The sequence below is a fragment of the Pseudomonas sp. 34 E 7 genome (assembly GCF_900005715.1).
Taxonomy (GTDB): domain Bacteria; phylum Pseudomonadota; class Gammaproteobacteria; order Pseudomonadales; family Pseudomonadaceae; genus Aquipseudomonas; species Aquipseudomonas orientalis_A.
Genome location: NZ_CVTX01000129.1, coordinates 1 through 13,481, shown reverse-complemented (window position 1 = coordinate 13,481; position 13,481 = coordinate 1). Strand labels below are relative to the sequence as shown.

At 52.2% G+C, this 13,481-nt stretch carries 17 protein-coding genes; 6 read left to right on the top strand and 11 right to left on the bottom strand.

Features of this window, described 5'->3' with window-relative positions; translation table 11 throughout:
- The first annotated feature begins 115 nt into the window (after positions 1–115).
- Positions 116–1,315, top strand: a complete 1,200-nt coding sequence (locus BFP96_RS10930; RefSeq protein ID WP_065936190.1) for a hypothetical protein — start codon at positions 116–118, stop codon at positions 1,313–1,315.
- A 150-nt stretch (positions 1,316–1,465) separates the two neighbouring features.
- Here BFP96_RS10930 and BFP96_RS10925 read toward each other — a convergent pair whose 3' ends face one another.
- Genes BFP96_RS10925 through BFP96_RS10905 form a run of 5 tightly spaced genes read right to left on the bottom strand, consistent with a single transcriptional unit; the run spans position 1,466 to position 3,994 of the window.
- Entirely contained in the window at positions 1,466–2,062 is a 597-nt protein-coding gene (locus tag BFP96_RS10925; protein ID WP_065936191.1) for a tail assembly protein, read from the bottom strand.
- A gap of 53 nt (positions 2,063–2,115) precedes the next feature.
- Positions 2,116–2,949 (bottom strand): hypothetical protein, encoded by an 834-nt coding sequence (locus BFP96_RS10920; protein ID WP_065936192.1) that lies wholly within the window; start codon positions 2,947–2,949, stop codon positions 2,116–2,118.
- A 4-nt stretch (positions 2,950–2,953) separates the two neighbouring features.
- The gene (locus tag BFP96_RS10915; RefSeq protein WP_139113388.1) at positions 2,954–3,163 is read right to left on the bottom strand and encodes a hypothetical protein; all 210 of its coding nucleotides are present in this window, start codon (positions 3,161–3,163) and stop codon (positions 2,954–2,956) included.
- Positions 3,150–3,581, bottom strand: coding sequence for a hypothetical protein (locus tag BFP96_RS10910; protein WP_065936193.1), 432 nt, complete (start codon positions 3,579–3,581; stop codon positions 3,150–3,152). Before BFP96_RS10910 ends, BFP96_RS10915 begins: the two co-directional genes overlap by 14 nt.
- On the bottom strand, positions 3,578–3,994 hold the full coding sequence (locus tag BFP96_RS10905; RefSeq protein ID WP_017138405.1) for a DUF5681 domain-containing protein: 417 nt from the start codon (positions 3,992–3,994) through the stop codon (positions 3,578–3,580). Before BFP96_RS10905 ends, BFP96_RS10910 begins: the two co-directional genes overlap by 4 nt.
- Positions 3,995–4,681: 687 nt before the next feature.
- On the opposite strand from BFP96_RS10905, the gene BFP96_RS10900 reads away from it, so the two are divergent.
- The gene (locus BFP96_RS10900) at positions 4,682–5,683 is read left to right on the top strand and encodes a restriction endonuclease (RefSeq protein WP_065936194.1); all 1,002 of its coding nucleotides are present in this window, start codon (positions 4,682–4,684) and stop codon (positions 5,681–5,683) included.
- Between the two features lie 261 nt (positions 5,684–5,944).
- Here the strand turns inward: BFP96_RS10900 and BFP96_RS10895 are convergent, their stop codons facing one another.
- Positions 5,945–7,351, bottom strand: a complete 1,407-nt coding sequence (locus tag BFP96_RS10895) for a PIN-like domain-containing protein (protein WP_065936195.1) — start codon at positions 7,349–7,351, stop codon at positions 5,945–5,947.
- A 312-nt stretch (positions 7,352–7,663) separates the two neighbouring features.
- On the opposite strand from BFP96_RS10895, the gene BFP96_RS10890 reads away from it, so the two are divergent.
- Positions 7,664–7,867 carry a hypothetical protein gene (locus BFP96_RS10890; RefSeq protein ID WP_065936196.1) on the top strand — a complete coding sequence of 68 codons (204 nt, stop codon included), beginning with the start codon at positions 7,664–7,666 and terminating at the stop codon, positions 7,865–7,867.
- A gap of 20 nt (positions 7,868–7,887) precedes the next feature.
- Here BFP96_RS10890 and BFP96_RS10885 read toward each other — a convergent pair whose 3' ends face one another.
- Positions 7,888–8,550, bottom strand: coding sequence for a DUF4145 domain-containing protein (locus BFP96_RS10885; protein WP_065936197.1), 663 nt, complete (start codon positions 8,548–8,550; stop codon positions 7,888–7,890).
- A gap of 288 nt (positions 8,551–8,838) precedes the next feature.
- Here BFP96_RS10885 and BFP96_RS10880 point away from each other — a divergent pair, with 288 nt between their 5' ends.
- Both BFP96_RS10880 and BFP96_RS31220 read left to right on the top strand, forming a co-directional pair.
- A complete protein-coding gene (locus BFP96_RS10880) occupies positions 8,839–9,057 on the top strand; it encodes a hypothetical protein (RefSeq protein ID WP_065936198.1) in 219 nt (72 codons plus the stop codon).
- 145 nt (positions 9,058–9,202) lie between these two features.
- Positions 9,203–9,568, top strand: coding sequence for a hypothetical protein (locus BFP96_RS31220; protein ID WP_256548929.1), 366 nt, complete (start codon positions 9,203–9,205; stop codon positions 9,566–9,568).
- A 210-nt stretch (positions 9,569–9,778) separates the two neighbouring features.
- Here the strand turns inward: BFP96_RS31220 and BFP96_RS10870 are convergent, their stop codons facing one another.
- The 3 genes from BFP96_RS10870 to BFP96_RS10860 all read right to left on the bottom strand — a co-directional run bounded on the left by BFP96_RS10870 (position 9,779) and on the right by BFP96_RS10860 (position 11,123).
- Positions 9,779–10,522, bottom strand: a complete 744-nt coding sequence (locus BFP96_RS10870) for a hypothetical protein (protein WP_256548930.1) — start codon at positions 10,520–10,522, stop codon at positions 9,779–9,781.
- A gap of 42 nt (positions 10,523–10,564) precedes the next feature.
- The gene (locus BFP96_RS10865) at positions 10,565–10,801 is read right to left on the bottom strand and encodes a helix-turn-helix domain-containing protein (RefSeq protein WP_026067396.1); all 237 of its coding nucleotides are present in this window, start codon (positions 10,799–10,801) and stop codon (positions 10,565–10,567) included.
- A 118-nt stretch (positions 10,802–10,919) separates the two neighbouring features.
- Positions 10,920–11,123 carry a helix-turn-helix domain-containing protein gene (locus tag BFP96_RS10860; RefSeq protein ID WP_065936199.1) on the bottom strand — a complete coding sequence of 68 codons (204 nt, stop codon included), beginning with the start codon at positions 11,121–11,123 and terminating at the stop codon, positions 10,920–10,922.
- 137 nt (positions 11,124–11,260) lie between these two features.
- Here BFP96_RS10860 and BFP96_RS10855 point away from each other — a divergent pair, with 137 nt between their 5' ends.
- Entirely contained in the window at positions 11,261–11,785 is a 525-nt protein-coding gene (locus BFP96_RS10855; RefSeq protein ID WP_065936200.1) for a hypothetical protein, read from the top strand.
- Here the strand turns inward: BFP96_RS10855 and BFP96_RS10850 are convergent.
- Positions 11,782–12,993: a site-specific integrase gene (locus tag BFP96_RS10850; protein ID WP_065936202.1), complete on the bottom strand. Its 1,212-nt coding sequence runs from the start codon at positions 12,991–12,993 to the stop codon at positions 11,782–11,784. The two genes, BFP96_RS10855 and BFP96_RS10850, sit on opposite strands and share 4 nt — an antisense overlap.
- Positions 12,994–13,481: the final 488 nt, after the last annotated feature.

The window sequence follows — 13,481 nt, the reverse complement described above, 5'->3', positions numbered from 1 at the left end:
ACGCAAAAAAATACGTATCTAACCAGCGTTTTTCTCGTATAAGTATGGCGTTTGGCTATCGTTTGCGTTGCGTGGGTATTTGGAAAACGCTTGTTTTTGTAATCAGGGAGCTGGCATGACGTTCGTCGAAGTGGTTAAAAATCGTTTTGTGGAACTAGGATTAAATTGCGAATTTGAAGGCAGTAGTATCACGGTCACCGCTGAGGATGGCTTTGTAACTGTAGTCACCGTGAGTGATGAGTGGGAGGCCAGTTATAAGGCATTTGTTACTGCGCGAAGTGTTAACTACGATTCTGAGTCTAGGCTGCTGGTTTTAAATAATTCTGTGGAGATGCAAGTTTCGCGTCTAGCTACTGCTGGCTTATATAATGAGTCGTATACACTGAAGGATAAGGGGCAAAATACCGTTACTGTTGGTGATTGCTCTTCAATATTTGCTGTGGCCTTTTTTATCTCAAAAGAATATGAGAGGTTTTTTGAGATAAGGATTAAACGTCGACTTGCGAGCAGAATAAAGCGGCGTACGGTGAAGCAGCTGTTGTTTATGCCTCAAACAGTTACTTATTCTGCAAAAGGTAGAAAGATACAGCCAAGCTTGAGCGCTGTAGCGCTACGAGTCATTGAGCGAGCACTTTTCAAACTCGCCGTTGAGCAAAATGATTGCATGGTGGTCTGGAAGCCTAAGAAGAAGCGAAATCGCTCGATATTCTGGGGGGATGTGGTCGATGACGAGTGCCTGTCGGAGGCGGATTATGATGAGACTGTTGTAAATTATTACAAGCTTGCTAAAGCGAGTCCTTTTCCGAGTCAAAGTTTCCTAGCGTTTTATCATGTTTTGGAATATCAATTCCTTAAGGTCTCAGAGCTGGTGGTTCATGATCGCTTGGCATCTATACTGAATGAGACCAAATTTCGCGCAACTCGGAATAATCTAGATAAGGTTATATCTGCAATTCGAGGGCATGATTCGCGTAATGATGAGACGGAAATGCTTCGTAACGTGCTTGCGCGATATATTTCTGAAGAGGATTTAGTCGAGTTTATAACAACTTTTGAGGAGAAGTGTGGCGACAAAGTCTACACGAAATCACGTACTTTGTTTGGGCAGAAGGACGCTGTTATTAATAAGTCGCATGCGTTGGCGAATACGGCAAAAGTTCTCAAGCAAGTCAGAAACGCAATTGTCCACTCAACAGATCGTTACAAGCGTGAAGACTGCCACATACCATTAACAGACTCTGAAAGTATCATCGAGGAATATTTGCCGATCGTTAGGTTTGTTGCGGAAAAGGTGATTTTTGGTACCGCCTCCTGAACATAGATGAGGTTTTCAAGCTTGATCCTTAGTGTGGATCAGAGTCGAGATTATCATCCCCCCCCAGCGGCGCTTACCGATGCAGATTGGTATTGGCTCGCCGCTGGCCGCGGTGTTATTAGTGCCGCCCAAGGCGTAGGGCGTTTTGGCCTACATCTGGTCTTCGGCGTAGATCGCGGCACTGATGATCGCGCCTCCTACCCGCCGCTTGCCGTAACACAGCGGTACCGGGTTTCCGGATGCCGTGGTGTTCTTCGCGCTGCCGAAGGCGTAGCCAGGCGTATTTTCTGGAGCGGCGCTGGTCTTCAGGCCGCCAGCCTGGGGGCTGAGCATTTGAATGACGCCGCCTGCGACCATGCCCACGCCAGATGCAAACAGGCCGGCTGATACTGGAGGCGCCCAGAACGTGAAGAATGACGCTGCGATCAGCACGGCGCCGATGACGGTTTGCAGAACTCCCGAGCGTTTGCTGCCTACGATTACAGGGGCAATGATGATGTCGCCTTTGCCTTGAAACCCAAGCTCGCCCTCACCGATATTTTTCTTGCCTCGAAAGACCGCGAATACAAGCCCGCGAGACTTCGCGTTAGACAGAAACCTTTCAAACCCAGGGATCTGCACTGACAGTGCTTTGATGGCCTCGGCCGGCGTTCGGACGGAGAACTGGTAGGACTTACCGAACTGCCGTAGCTGCCCGTACAGTTTGATGGTGGTGAGCGGGGCGTATTCGATTGCTGTAGCGGCCATGCGGCCTCCTATGGATTGGGCGAAGGGGTTGGAAGCCCAAGGCGAATGGGTAGTTAGCCCGCTTCGGATTGATCAGGAGACGCTTTCGCGGAGCTGCGAGTGGGCATTTTCGCCAGCCATTCCCGAAGCGCCTCGGAGCCTTCGCAGCCCGACCTCCACTTCTCGAACCGACCGGTGTACCCATTCGAATTGGCGACCATACCGCTCAGTGCGACACCGGCATTGGAGGCGGTGGCCAGCACGTCATCGTAGATCGCTAGCATCTGCTTGAGCCCTTCAATGTCTTCGGCGCGGGACGCGGCAATACCTGCGCGCGAAAGACTGTCAGCCGCCTCTGGTGATAGTCCGGAGAGCATTGGGTTTGCCCTTAGCACCGCCTCTACAACATCAGGGTGACTGCCTGCGCGCGCTTCAGCGACTAATCGCTGGCGCTCTTCCGGCTTGAGGCTACGCACAATGGCTCGTAGCTCCTGGTCGGCCAGGAAACCAACAACGTCCGAGCTAGCGCGTGGCGTGACCGCTGCAAAGCCGCTGGCCACTGTTTGGGCCAACGTGAGCATATCTTTTGCCGCCTTCTCCATCGCAGGCATCAGGGCGGGGATGATTCCATCAATCTGTTCTTTGCCCTTGCGCTCAATGGCAGCGGCGTTGAGGTCCTTGTTCTCGCGAATCGAGAGGATTTCTTCTCCGAGGTCCTTGAACGCCTCTAGCGACAAGCCCTGCAAATGGCGAACCGACTTCAGCAAGCCACCGGCCTGCCAGGTTCCTTTGGTGCCATCGGGGCGCTGAATATTGAAGGTTCTTGCCTCTACCTGGGAGTGCTCGTATTCGGAGTAATGGAGGTTGGCCAAGCCAACTTTGAGGACGGATCGTTTGCCGATTTTCATTGAGTTACCTTTTGATTGTTTGGCCGTGGTTCGGCCGGTTTTGGTCTGAGGCTTCGCTCAGGATCTCGAGTAGGGAAACGTTTTGTCGGGTGCCACCGCCGGCTGCTGCTAGGTGCAACTCATCCATAAGGGCGCTGATCTCTCGCACGTCACGATTGAATTGAGTGAGCCCGGATTGCTGACGCAGCTTGGCCACCTGGCTACGGATGTTCATGGCGGGCCTCGATGATCAGTTGGTACTGTTCTGCGACGTGGTCTTTGATGTCTTGCCCATCAGCCAATGGCGGGAAGATCCAAGCGCTAGCGCTTGGGAATGGCCGCATATCCATCACACCTACTGGAGCGGGACGGCGGAGGCTTTCAATTGCGCGGACGTGGAGAATGAACGCCTCTGCTAGATTGGCCGCGTCATAGCTGTTCATGGTGCAGAGTGGGAAGTGCATCACCGTCTGTACGCCCAGGACGGGATAGTTGAACGAATGGCCTACTGTCTTGGGGTAGTCCATCTCCTCCTCAACCGCGTCAACCCTGCAGTCCACCACCGTCAACATAACGAGCACTGTCTCTTCGTCTTCGGTGCCGATCTTCTCTGCAATTCGCTTGAGCTCGGCCCGCATCCACTTAATGCTCATTGCCGCATTCCCTCCATCTGTTCGCGGAGTTCTTCGACGGCCTTCTGTAGCTCTGCAACTTCGATAACCCGGGCAACAGCGCCCAGCCCTTCGATTAATGCTTTGCCCTGGTCGGGCGGTAGCTCGCCGGCGGCAACTGCGCGTAGGATTGATTTGGCTGCGCTGGGTAGGTCGGTATCGTCGAGCTCGAAGCACACTGTCTCGGCAGTTGGCTTGATTGGCGGCACCAGGCGTTCAAGGATCAGTCGGCAAGCCTGCATATCGCCCTTCTTGGCTGCTGTCAGAACCTTTTTTGTCACGGCGTCCGCACCTTCTGCGAGCCGGGCGCGCAGCTCCTGCGTTTGGCCAGAGCGACCACCGGGATTACCTGACTGCCCCGGCTTCCATTTGCCGGCTTTATCGCGATCAGTCATGCGGTGGGCGATTCCATAGCGATGACCGGTTTGTTTTCAGCGAGCGCTATCAGCAGGGCGGATGCTTGAACGCTTCCGTCTGCTGCGGCTTCGCGAAGGCGGCCCCAGGCGGCAGCAACTTCGGAGCGAGTTGGTTTGTGCTGGCGTCCTCGGGCGGGCTTAGCTGTGTTCATAGGTGCTGCCTCGAATGGTTTTTGAGTGGCTCAAAAACTCACATTAGGCATGATCTGATCATTTATCCAGTGCTTTTTAGGTAAACCTAATGTGCTACACATAACGGGATTGAATGGGACTGAAATAGTTGATTTTGACGGGATTGGAGAGGGTGTTTTTGTTGCAGTAAATCGAGGGTAGGCAAAGTGATACAGGGCTGGGATTTCAGCTCAGTCCGAACTCAGATTGAGGATGGAGCAGGGAGGGCTGACCTACCATTTTGGTATCTCAGGTATCCGCGCCACGTTTTGCGAGATGTGAAAACGTGGCACGGATATCTGATGCCGCGGCGTAACTACCGAGCAATCCTAGTCAGTTCAATCGGGTGTTCCTGTCATCGCAACACCTGTTCCAGCCTGCTGTCAGGTCGGTTGCGAAGCAGTGGAATGCAGTGGTATACCTCGCCGAAAAGTCCGAATTGTTATCTCACCTGCAGCTATTATCTTTTCATTTTCTATTACTGAGCACGATGCGATGCCGATAGACGATAAGAAACCAATGCCAGTGGATGGGGCCAGACTAATTCAGGATGTGGTGGCAGAACTGGGGTGGGATGCAGACGCTGCGTCTGTCGCCGAAGGGGTCCGACGCCTCGATATTGGTCTGCCGGCAGAGGACGAGTTCTCAGTAGTCTGCGCATGGCTGGGAAAATGCCAGCTAATGCACAAACTTGACCAGCAGCAGGTGCCGGTCGCCTCAAAGCAGGAATATCAGGTGCCTGATCTTATAGCCAGGTTCTCGACTCAGGCCAACCAATCTCCCATCCTGATTGAAGTGAAGTCGAAAAAGGCCAATGTCCTTTCTTTCACGCCCGACTACCTAAAACGTTTGCAGAACTATGCAGATCTGATGGCGATGCCTTTGTTGGTTGCTTGGAAATTCCATAGCGTCTGGATGCTATTCGAAGTGCGCCATATGACGAAGGCCAAAACGAATTTCAACATCACGCTTAGTTCGGCCATGCGGGAAAATCTTCTCGGTGTTCTAGCTGGCGATGTTGCGTATAGGTTTGGCGTCGGTGTTGGCTTGCATCTTCGATTCCGCAAAGACAAGCTAGTCAATACGGTGCAGACCGAGGACGGCAGCACGGAGCAATGGATGATGACAATTGACGACGTGGTTTTCACCGATCGTGACGGCAACCGCCGCAAAGACGTAGATGGTGAAGTCCAATCGCTGATTACCGCTTGGAATTTAGAGTCGCAAGAGGAGCATACCGACACCCATATTCACCTGCGATTTGTTGCAGGGAAAGAAGGTATACAGTTCGCTCATAAGGCTTTAGTTCAGTTGCTGGGTTGGGAGTCGCCGAGTGACGATCGACTGCACTGGAGAGGCTTCTTGCGGAGGGAACAGATTACTGCAAACGTTAAGAGCTTTTCCGCCGCTTTGGAGGCGGCGTTTCGGGAAAAATTTGTATCCCATATCTTCAATCAGCAACCGGAGACCATGCCGGACTTTCTACTTCCTCGTTGATCAAACCGATTATCTGAGCCGAGACAGAACATCCCGACTGTCTCGAAACAATCGAAATTACCAGAATTGGTAGTTTGACCTGGAGTCAGAGAATATCTCCGATCTGAGGGGGCCTGACCGTGTTGATTGCTAAATCATACGCGGATTTTTACACGTAGAGGCGACTCAGGGTTTAGCACCAAAATTTAAACAAAGACCGCATTTTTGCAGAATATACTGAAATGCGGTCTTTGCCCTAACTGAAGAGTTTGTCGGCAATCGCTACAGGGGCGGTGTCGCACCGGGTTCTAAATCTGAAGAGGTATTTACAACGAGGTCTTTGAGCGGCGCCTCAATGAATATTTGAATTTTGTCAGATGGAGGTTCGTAGAAGGAGACTATTATATTTATTTTATTGGTGTTGATATCTGCCTTTATTGATTTTATCGTGCTTAATAGGATTTCAGCCTCTTCTGCTGAGTCGGTTACGAATAAAATTGAAATCTTGGTAAAGTTTGAGGCGTCTCGCATGCGGAGAGATTGGTTTATAATTTTCTCCACCCTTTCTGAGTCTATGCTACTTGTGAATCTTATATCATAAGCGTTGCGCTCGTGATTATCTATTCCTATGGCGTCAAAAAAGCCATCGTCGTGTATCTCTAGGATGCTATGTCTATTTGTTAACCAGTTTTGAATGATTACGGATACGTCTTTTTTGCTTTCAAGAATGCGCAGCCTTCGTGCGAGAAAAGCTTTGTTTTCTGAAGAGACCTCTCTTACTTCGTTTAAAGCATCTTCGGAAATTTTTACTTTTAGGAATTCTTTTGCATACTGTAAGAATCCTTCAGGTTTATACATTAAAAATGACTCGAGCTTTCCGATTCTTATTGCTTCATCAATTAGCTCTGGGCGAGGACCAGTTGTTTTGATTCCTTCGAAATCAATCTGCGACCACCAGTCTTCTTTGGAGTCGTCAGTTACAAAGATTAGCTTTTTGGATGCATAAGTTTCTGCTTTTTTTAAAATTTGGCTCCAGACGATATAATCGCCATATTTTCTCTTATATATTATTCCTTCATGTATGAAATCGTCAGGTCCGTCTTTGTCCTTTCCTTCATCTTTATAGCCAGGAGGGATTTTCAGTTTATACCTGTTCTCTGCTTCTTTGTTTAAGTTGTCAATGTCTTGTTGGGATGTGTATGCAGCTCCGACTTTTTCATTGAATAATGTTTCAATTCGTTCTTTCAGTGGGTCTGGAGATGTAAGGGTTTGTTGCGCTTGCTGTAATTTATTCAGTTCGCTTAAAAAGTTTTCAGTAAGTGTTTCAAATCCATTTATAAGAGGATCTGGATTGATCAATGCGTGCCTTTTGTGCAGTCTAAGTTTTTCAATCTCTTTCGAAAGAGTTGTTTTTGATAGGTCAATGATATTTCGGATTTCAGAAAATCGCTTTCCTTGGCCAGCAATAACTTTTAAGCGGTTACGTTGAAATTCTAGTGCTACGTGGTGTGGTATCCAAATGCGTTCGGATAACTGCGCTAGGACAGTTAAGAGTTCTTCGCATGTACTGGTTTGGTATCTGTACAGGTTAAGGAGAACGTTAGTGTCAAAAACAAAAATTGCATGTTTCCAAATGTCAGCATAGTCAGCCGAGTTGTTTTGGTCATATTGTGGAAAGAGTCCTTTCATTTGCCCTCCAGGCGATATCGATAAAGCGTTCAGATTACGCTGCTAAATTGTTGCTCTGTTTGAGACAGTCCATTTCGTCCGAGTCGGACCGTTTGGTCTGACTCATCAATTTGCGACAGGGGCGTCCCTGACTCGAGCCACGGTATGAGGATGGCAAATGGCTTTCAAGGCAATTCGCGAAATTTTCGATGTCCCAGTGAGACCAAATCGTCACACAGTGAGATAATTCACTGCCTTTTCGCGTGTATGTAGGGTTTTCACCTGGCACGGCGTCGAGATACCCTGAGAAGTCAGGACATCTCCGGAGCCCCTATGTCAGTCATCGATTGCGATTACCTGCCCGACCCATCCAAGACCACATTCCCGCCCGAACTGGCGCTGCTGATCGTGCGCAAGGCTGCACCTATGGCCGAGGCGTTCGAACAGCAGGCCCTGGACCAGTTGACCAAGGACGCTATCTCAGCAATATCCGCCGGCGCCGATCCGCGCCAGGTGATCAGGCAGCTGAGATTATAACGCCCATGCCGTCCGAGAGCTCATTGCAGGGCCATAGCCAAGAATCTCTCAACGTCGTCAATCATCCCCTTCACCTCTGCAGCCGTAAATTCTTCCGGCTTGCCATGAGCCGCGCTGTTGCGAGTTCCTGCCAAGGCCGTGATTCGTTTTTTCTGAGTGGCGTTGTAAGCGTTCGCTCTAGCCAGATCGTCATTCATTTTGTTGAGGCTGCCGTGCTCTATCCCGTGCGCTGTACATAGATCGCGCAGGGTCGTCTCAAGCACAACTCCTGCAATGACCGCTGCAGCTGTTGCATACCCAGATTTGAGCAGCTCCTCGGCTTGCTCCAGTTCGCTGGTGAACACTTCTGCCTGCACCAGGTTGCGAACGCTGTTGAGGTAGCCACCTTCATAATCTTCTTTGGCTGCCAGAAAGACGGCCTTAACGCGCTGAAGCGTTTCGAAATTGTTTGAGTAGGGGCGCGGCCTCTCTGCTTCGACGAAAGCGGACAAATGATACGATTTTTCGCCACACGCATTTGATAAAAGCGACTTCGCTTTGACAGTCCAGTTGAGAATTAGGTCGGCGTTAATGTGCGGGTATGGGGATCCGCTCAGAGCGCCTTGCTCCATCCGCTTGGTCGCCTCGATAGCTTCGAGTTGCACCTCAAGTTCGCCGAACCGTTTTTCCAAAAGCCTCGTCATGTTCAATTCCCTTTCCGTCTTGGCGATTTTTCTGCATCGATACTCGCTTGCCTTCCTGTGTATTAGCAATAGCGCTGAATTTCCTAGCTGGTGTTGATTGTGGGAGCGGAACCCTTTTACGACTCCCTCGCAAAACTACCGGGATTTCAGTAGAGGCCACGCGAACCCGTGTTATCTCGGCCGTGCAGATACCCCAGATTTGGGGGATGCAATTATTTTGCACACCCCATTGCGTTACCGGTAATGCCGTGACGGTATGATTCACGTTACCGGTAATGAGGAATTCAGATGGCAGACAAACCCGAAAGCCCGAACACGTTGCGCCAGCGAGCATTCAAGGAGCGTCAGAAAGCAGGGGGCTACAAGAACACCACGGTGTGGATTCACACAGAGACGGAGCAGGAAGGCAAGCAGGCGGCACGCGATGGGAAGCCACTTGAGCCGATGGAGTCGAAAGACCCCTTGAGTTGGGCGGCAGGCTGGATCAGCGAGAAGAGTAAGCAGTAGATACGGGGAAATCCCGTATGTCGATCGGCTTAAGCCGTAGCCGATTGAATCGATGGTCCTGATTTGGGCCATCTCAAAAGAGGTGCCAAGCCGCTGCGTCAACAGCGGCCTGGCGATCACACGACGAAGCTTAGAGGCACACGTCATGCAACTTTACCAAAGTACCAGTAACACTCTTAAAGGCCAAGATAAGTCCGAATTTGACGGAGAGGGCTCGGTAGGCATGGAGGCGGAAGACTCTAGCGTCTTACGCCTGCCTATCTTCACCGACAATCAACGAACCTTAGTGGTTGAACTCATCCTGGCAGAGCGTCGCCACGCTACCCGGTGGTGGACGCACCTAAGTGAGATGCGGCGGCGTCAGGAGCTCCCTGAGTGGGTTGCGGCGGACATTGGCAGTCATGATGAGCATGACCTTCTGCTTGAGAGTAGGAAGGCCGTCAATCAGGCTCTGTTCGGCTCGGATGACCTGGGCGGCGATCAGCAATACCGCGCGGTGATGTTGGAGTAGGGCAGGTAAGCAACGAAACCTTTGCAGCATCGAGGGCACTACCCCGAAACAGGGTGGTGCCCTTTTTCATTTGTGGGCGGCGGGTGAATTCTCAGCAAGGTGGTCAGGTCGAGCTGTATGCCTCCAACCACTCATCAACACTCTGGTCCTGTGGTGGCTTAGGTGTGTGTATGGGGGAGTGAGGACGTACCTTGTTACCGTCCTCCCTTATTACCTTGTTTCCGTGGTTTTCAACGCACGTAGTTGAATTCGGCTGAAACCCTTGTAGATCGTGCTCTGTAGCAGGTTCCTTGTGCCCTGGAGTTGTGCCCTCCTTGTGCCCTCCTTGTGCCCTAAAATCGCCGACCGCGCTTGATCAGCATCGATGGTCACGTGTCGGATTGACTGCACGTCAAGGCGCTCATTGGTTACGCTGCCCGCCAGCAAGAAACTGGATAGCTTGCCCATGCATTTGTGGAACCGCTGCATCCGATCTGGCATCTGCAAACCCATGGCCAGCCAGAACTTGTAGAAGTGGCTCCGCTCACCCACACGGAACTCGCCAGCAGGAAGAGGATCACCGGCCTTGCCGCCCGCCGTGGTCCGCTTTCTAGCCAGGTCCACGTTGAAGATGGCGTATGCGGGTTCACCTGTGATCACCGATGCGAAAATTAGAGTCAAACCTGCAGCTCTGCGCTTCCCGTAGTGACCAGTGCGGTGTCCCACGTACTCGTAGGCGTCAATGCCTGCCGCAACCAATACCGATCGGCAGATCTCCCGCGCATTGGCGTTCATCCACTCAGGCGGTACAGGCTTGCCGCTCGCCGGTTGAATGACGAGCTGCCCAAGCTCAATGCTCACCGCGTCACCGCGGCTAAGTAGTTTTGTGGCTAGGCATTCCACTGAATCGACCTCCGCGTAATTCGGCTGGATAAACAACGGGCCGAAGCCCGCCAGCAGCTCGCAGGCAGGCACAAAGGACGCCGCAATTTAGCGGCGTCCTTTGTGGTCTCCGGATTACGACGCTTCGCGCATCAGGATGTACTTGGCAACGCGGTGTGGCGGCCGGCCTGGCTCAGTGGACTGATGCGTCCAGTAGGTGCGGATTTCGTGACCCTTTTTCCTGAGTCGGCGAATGGTGTTTGGTGGCTGGACAATATCCAGGTCCTTTGCGGCCTCGATGGTCGATACCGGCCCGTTTCGCAGGGCCTCCATCATCTTGCGGTCTTGCTCAGTTGAAGAATGGCGTGTCATAGTTTGCCCTTCACGTTGGTGCTATCCAGTGTGTTTTCGCTAAGGCGGTGTTCTAGCACCGCCTTGGCAATCTCCCGCGCAGTCCTGCGCAATCCCCACTCCTTATTCTTTTCGCACTTCACCGTGCGCCGACCTTTGCTGCGCGCTCGACGAACGCCTTCAGCTCGGATGCCAAAGCCAGGCGCCGGCGCCCGATCTTGAAAGTCTTGATTTCGCCTTGGGCGATAAGCTCGTATGTGGCGGAGCGAGAGATGCCCAAGATTCGGGCAGATTCCTCGACGCTCAACGACAGCGGCGCCATTTTTTGAGGTGCTTGTTCCATAGGATTCTCCAAATGCCCATCGAGAGTGATTGGGCAATGTGAGAATCCTATTGCGGTATTTGCATGTAGTCAACTGCAATCATAAGCTGATTGTGAACGCATGGACTTCGGCGGACGCAAAAGGTACGATTCGATTTATGCGTAAATTGATGAGTGCAGATGAGATGGCTAAGAACAAGCCCAACCAGGGCGCACGGAAGACAGAGACCTTGACTTTACGTCTCGACCCCAAGGTTAAGCTGATGATCGAGCTCATCTCTCGCATTCGACGACAGTCCATCACCGGCGTGGTGGAAGCTGCGATCGAGGAAATCGCTTTTGATTTAGACGCCCCGGTCGTATCGGCGGGCGAGCCATGGCCTATGTCTCTGCTGAGCGCAGTGAGCGAAATATGGTCGACAGATGAAAGTGAGCGCTTTATCCACCTATGCACCCACCTTCCTTCTCTGATTACTTACGAGGAGCAGCGGATTTGGGAAACGATTAAAGCGTCCAAAGTCTTTCTAACCGATGGCATCGAAGAAAACGCTCAGTTTTGGGATGTTCCAGGGGTTGGATACATTGACAAGCATAGCGTCCGAATTTGGTGGCCTGATTTGCTGGCTCACGTTGAGGAAAACAAAGAAAGCCGCACCATCGTGCCCTTTGAGCCGCCTCTCTAAATCAGCTCTACCGCGGCGGCCTTGGTGCCTGGCGCCAAGTGCGCGTAGCGCAGCGTCATTTTGATATCGGCGTGCCCCAGTAGATCCCGTACCGTGTTGAGCGGTACGCCGGCCATTACCAGGCGTGACGCAAAGTCGTGACGCATATCGTGCCAGCGGAATCCGTCGATCTGCGCCCGCTCAAGCAACTTGAGCCAGGCGCTTTTGATGTCCTCAAATCGACCGCCGCCCTGACCTGGGAAGACATACGTCGACTTGCTCACCTGCTTCTTCCAGGCTTCCAGCACACCAATAGTCTCCTTGTTCATCGGGATGTGGCGCGTATCGCTTGTTTTGGTGGTGGCCCCGGCGACTGTGATTGTCTTCGTGTTGAAGTTCACCGCTGACCATTCCAAGTCGAACAGCTCTCCGCGCCTCATGCCGGTATTCAACGATATCAACACCATTGGCTTCAGGTGATCGGTGAAGGGCAGTTGCAGGAGGCTTGGCATCGGCTCTTTGTTGCGGTCTGTCCGCCAAGTGTTCGCACTCTCACGCTCGACCCTCATTTCATCCTGTCGAGCGTCCAAGGCCTCATGTAGGCGCTTGGTCTCGTCGGCAGCCAGGTAGCGAATCACCCCCTTTGAATCGACTTTGAGCTGTTTCAGCTTGGCAAGCGGGTGTGTGTCGATGTACTCCCACTCAACGGCACGACTGAAAACACCACTGATCGAGCCCATTTTTCGATTCACCGTCGAGGCCTTGTTGCCGGCCTGCATCCATCCGGTGCGGATCTGCTCCAGGTCTCGTCCGGTGATCGCGTCCAGGCGCTGGGACATGATTGGGTCGAAGTTATTGCTGAGGGTGTGCTGCGTCTTCTCGTGGCCTTTGTGATGAGCCTTAAACCACGGCATATAGGTGTCGTCGATGAAATCGCGCAGTGAGGGCAGGGCTGACCCCTTACGGCCCTGGGCGATGGCCAGGGGCTCGCCGTGGGCGTGGGCATCGGCTAAGTACTGGGCGGCCTCGGTTCGGGCTAGGTCAAGAGTAAGCACGCCGACACGCCCAAGGGTGGCGTTCTTGTTTCGGCCCCACGTGACCATGTAGGACTTATGACCGCTGGGCAGTACGCGAATAAAGAAACCGGGTTGCGCGGTGTCATGCACGCGGTATGCTTTCGCCTCGGCGGCTAGGCTGCCAATAAGCTTCTGAGTGATTTTGGTTTTCAAGGGTTCGACCGTGACAGCAGGGTGGCAGCAAAAAGCACTATACCGCTCGATATTCACGGACTCAATGGGACTAAAAGGCCCAGTAATCATGGGCTTGTGGCTGTACCTGTTGGGTCTAAATTGACCCTCCTAAGGGGAAGGTTGGCCGTTCGAACCGGCCCTGGGACACCATCTTCTGCGCTTCATGTTATTGGCGTTCGCCATACACAAGACCTTCGCTCCCTTGCCTGGCCATCATCTCTCCCGAAAAGAGGGGAGGTATTCAGCTCATGGGGCCGGAAACTACCGCTTTTTGATACGTCTGGTTTGTTCTTCTATATAGAGGGACGGCGAACTGGAAGGAAATCTCCATTTTTTTGGTTTAGGCGCTTGACGCCCTTGGTGGATTCTGTAGAATTCGCCTCCCGCTTACGAGAGATCGCAAGCGCAAGTGGTTGAAGTTGTTGAAGAAATCTTCGAAAACTTCTGAAAATTACCGCTTGACAGCA

Excerpts from the sequence above, each read along its gene's own strand:
- BFP96_RS10930 (WP_065936190.1), top strand. The coding sequence starts at position 116 with ATGACGTTCGTCGAAGTGGTTAAAAATCGTTTTGTGGAACTAGGATTA.
- BFP96_RS10915 (WP_139113388.1), bottom strand. The coding sequence starts at position 3,163 with ATGAACATCCGTAGCCAGGTGGCCAAGCTGCGTCAGCAATCCGGGCTC.
- BFP96_RS10885 (WP_065936197.1), bottom strand. The coding sequence starts at position 8,550 with ATGACGAGGCTTTTGGAAAAACGGTTCGGCGAACTTGAGGTGCAACTC.
- BFP96_RS10860 (WP_065936199.1), bottom strand. The coding sequence starts at position 11,123 with ATGGAACAAGCACCTCAAAAAATGGCGCCGCTGTCGTTGAGCGTCGAG.
- BFP96_RS10865 (WP_026067396.1), bottom strand. The coding sequence starts at position 10,801 with ATGACACGCCATTCTTCAACTGAGCAAGACCGCAAGATGATGGAGGCC.
- BFP96_RS10890 (WP_065936196.1), top strand. The coding sequence starts at position 7,664 with ATGTCAGTCATCGATTGCGATTACCTGCCCGACCCATCCAAGACCACA.
- BFP96_RS10895 (WP_065936195.1), bottom strand. The coding sequence starts at position 7,351 with ATGAAAGGACTCTTTCCACAATATGACCAAAACAACTCGGCTGACTAT.
- BFP96_RS10920 (WP_065936192.1), bottom strand. The coding sequence starts at position 2,949 with ATGAAAATCGGCAAACGATCCGTCCTCAAAGTTGGCTTGGCCAACCTC.
- BFP96_RS10910 (WP_065936193.1), bottom strand. The coding sequence starts at position 3,581 with ATGAGCATTAAGTGGATGCGGGCCGAGCTCAAGCGAATTGCAGAGAAG.
- BFP96_RS10900 (WP_065936194.1), top strand. The coding sequence starts at position 4,682 with ATGCCGATAGACGATAAGAAACCAATGCCAGTGGATGGGGCCAGACTA.
- BFP96_RS10880 (WP_065936198.1), top strand. The coding sequence starts at position 8,839 with ATGGCAGACAAACCCGAAAGCCCGAACACGTTGCGCCAGCGAGCATTC.
- BFP96_RS10905 (WP_017138405.1), bottom strand. The coding sequence starts at position 3,994 with ATGACTGATCGCGATAAAGCCGGCAAATGGAAGCCGGGGCAGTCAGGT.
- BFP96_RS10855 (WP_065936200.1), top strand. The coding sequence starts at position 11,261 with ATGCGTAAATTGATGAGTGCAGATGAGATGGCTAAGAACAAGCCCAAC.
- BFP96_RS31220 (WP_256548929.1), top strand. The coding sequence starts at position 9,203 with ATGCAACTTTACCAAAGTACCAGTAACACTCTTAAAGGCCAAGATAAG.
- BFP96_RS10925 (WP_065936191.1), bottom strand. The coding sequence starts at position 2,062 with ATGGCCGCTACAGCAATCGAATACGCCCCGCTCACCACCATCAAACTG.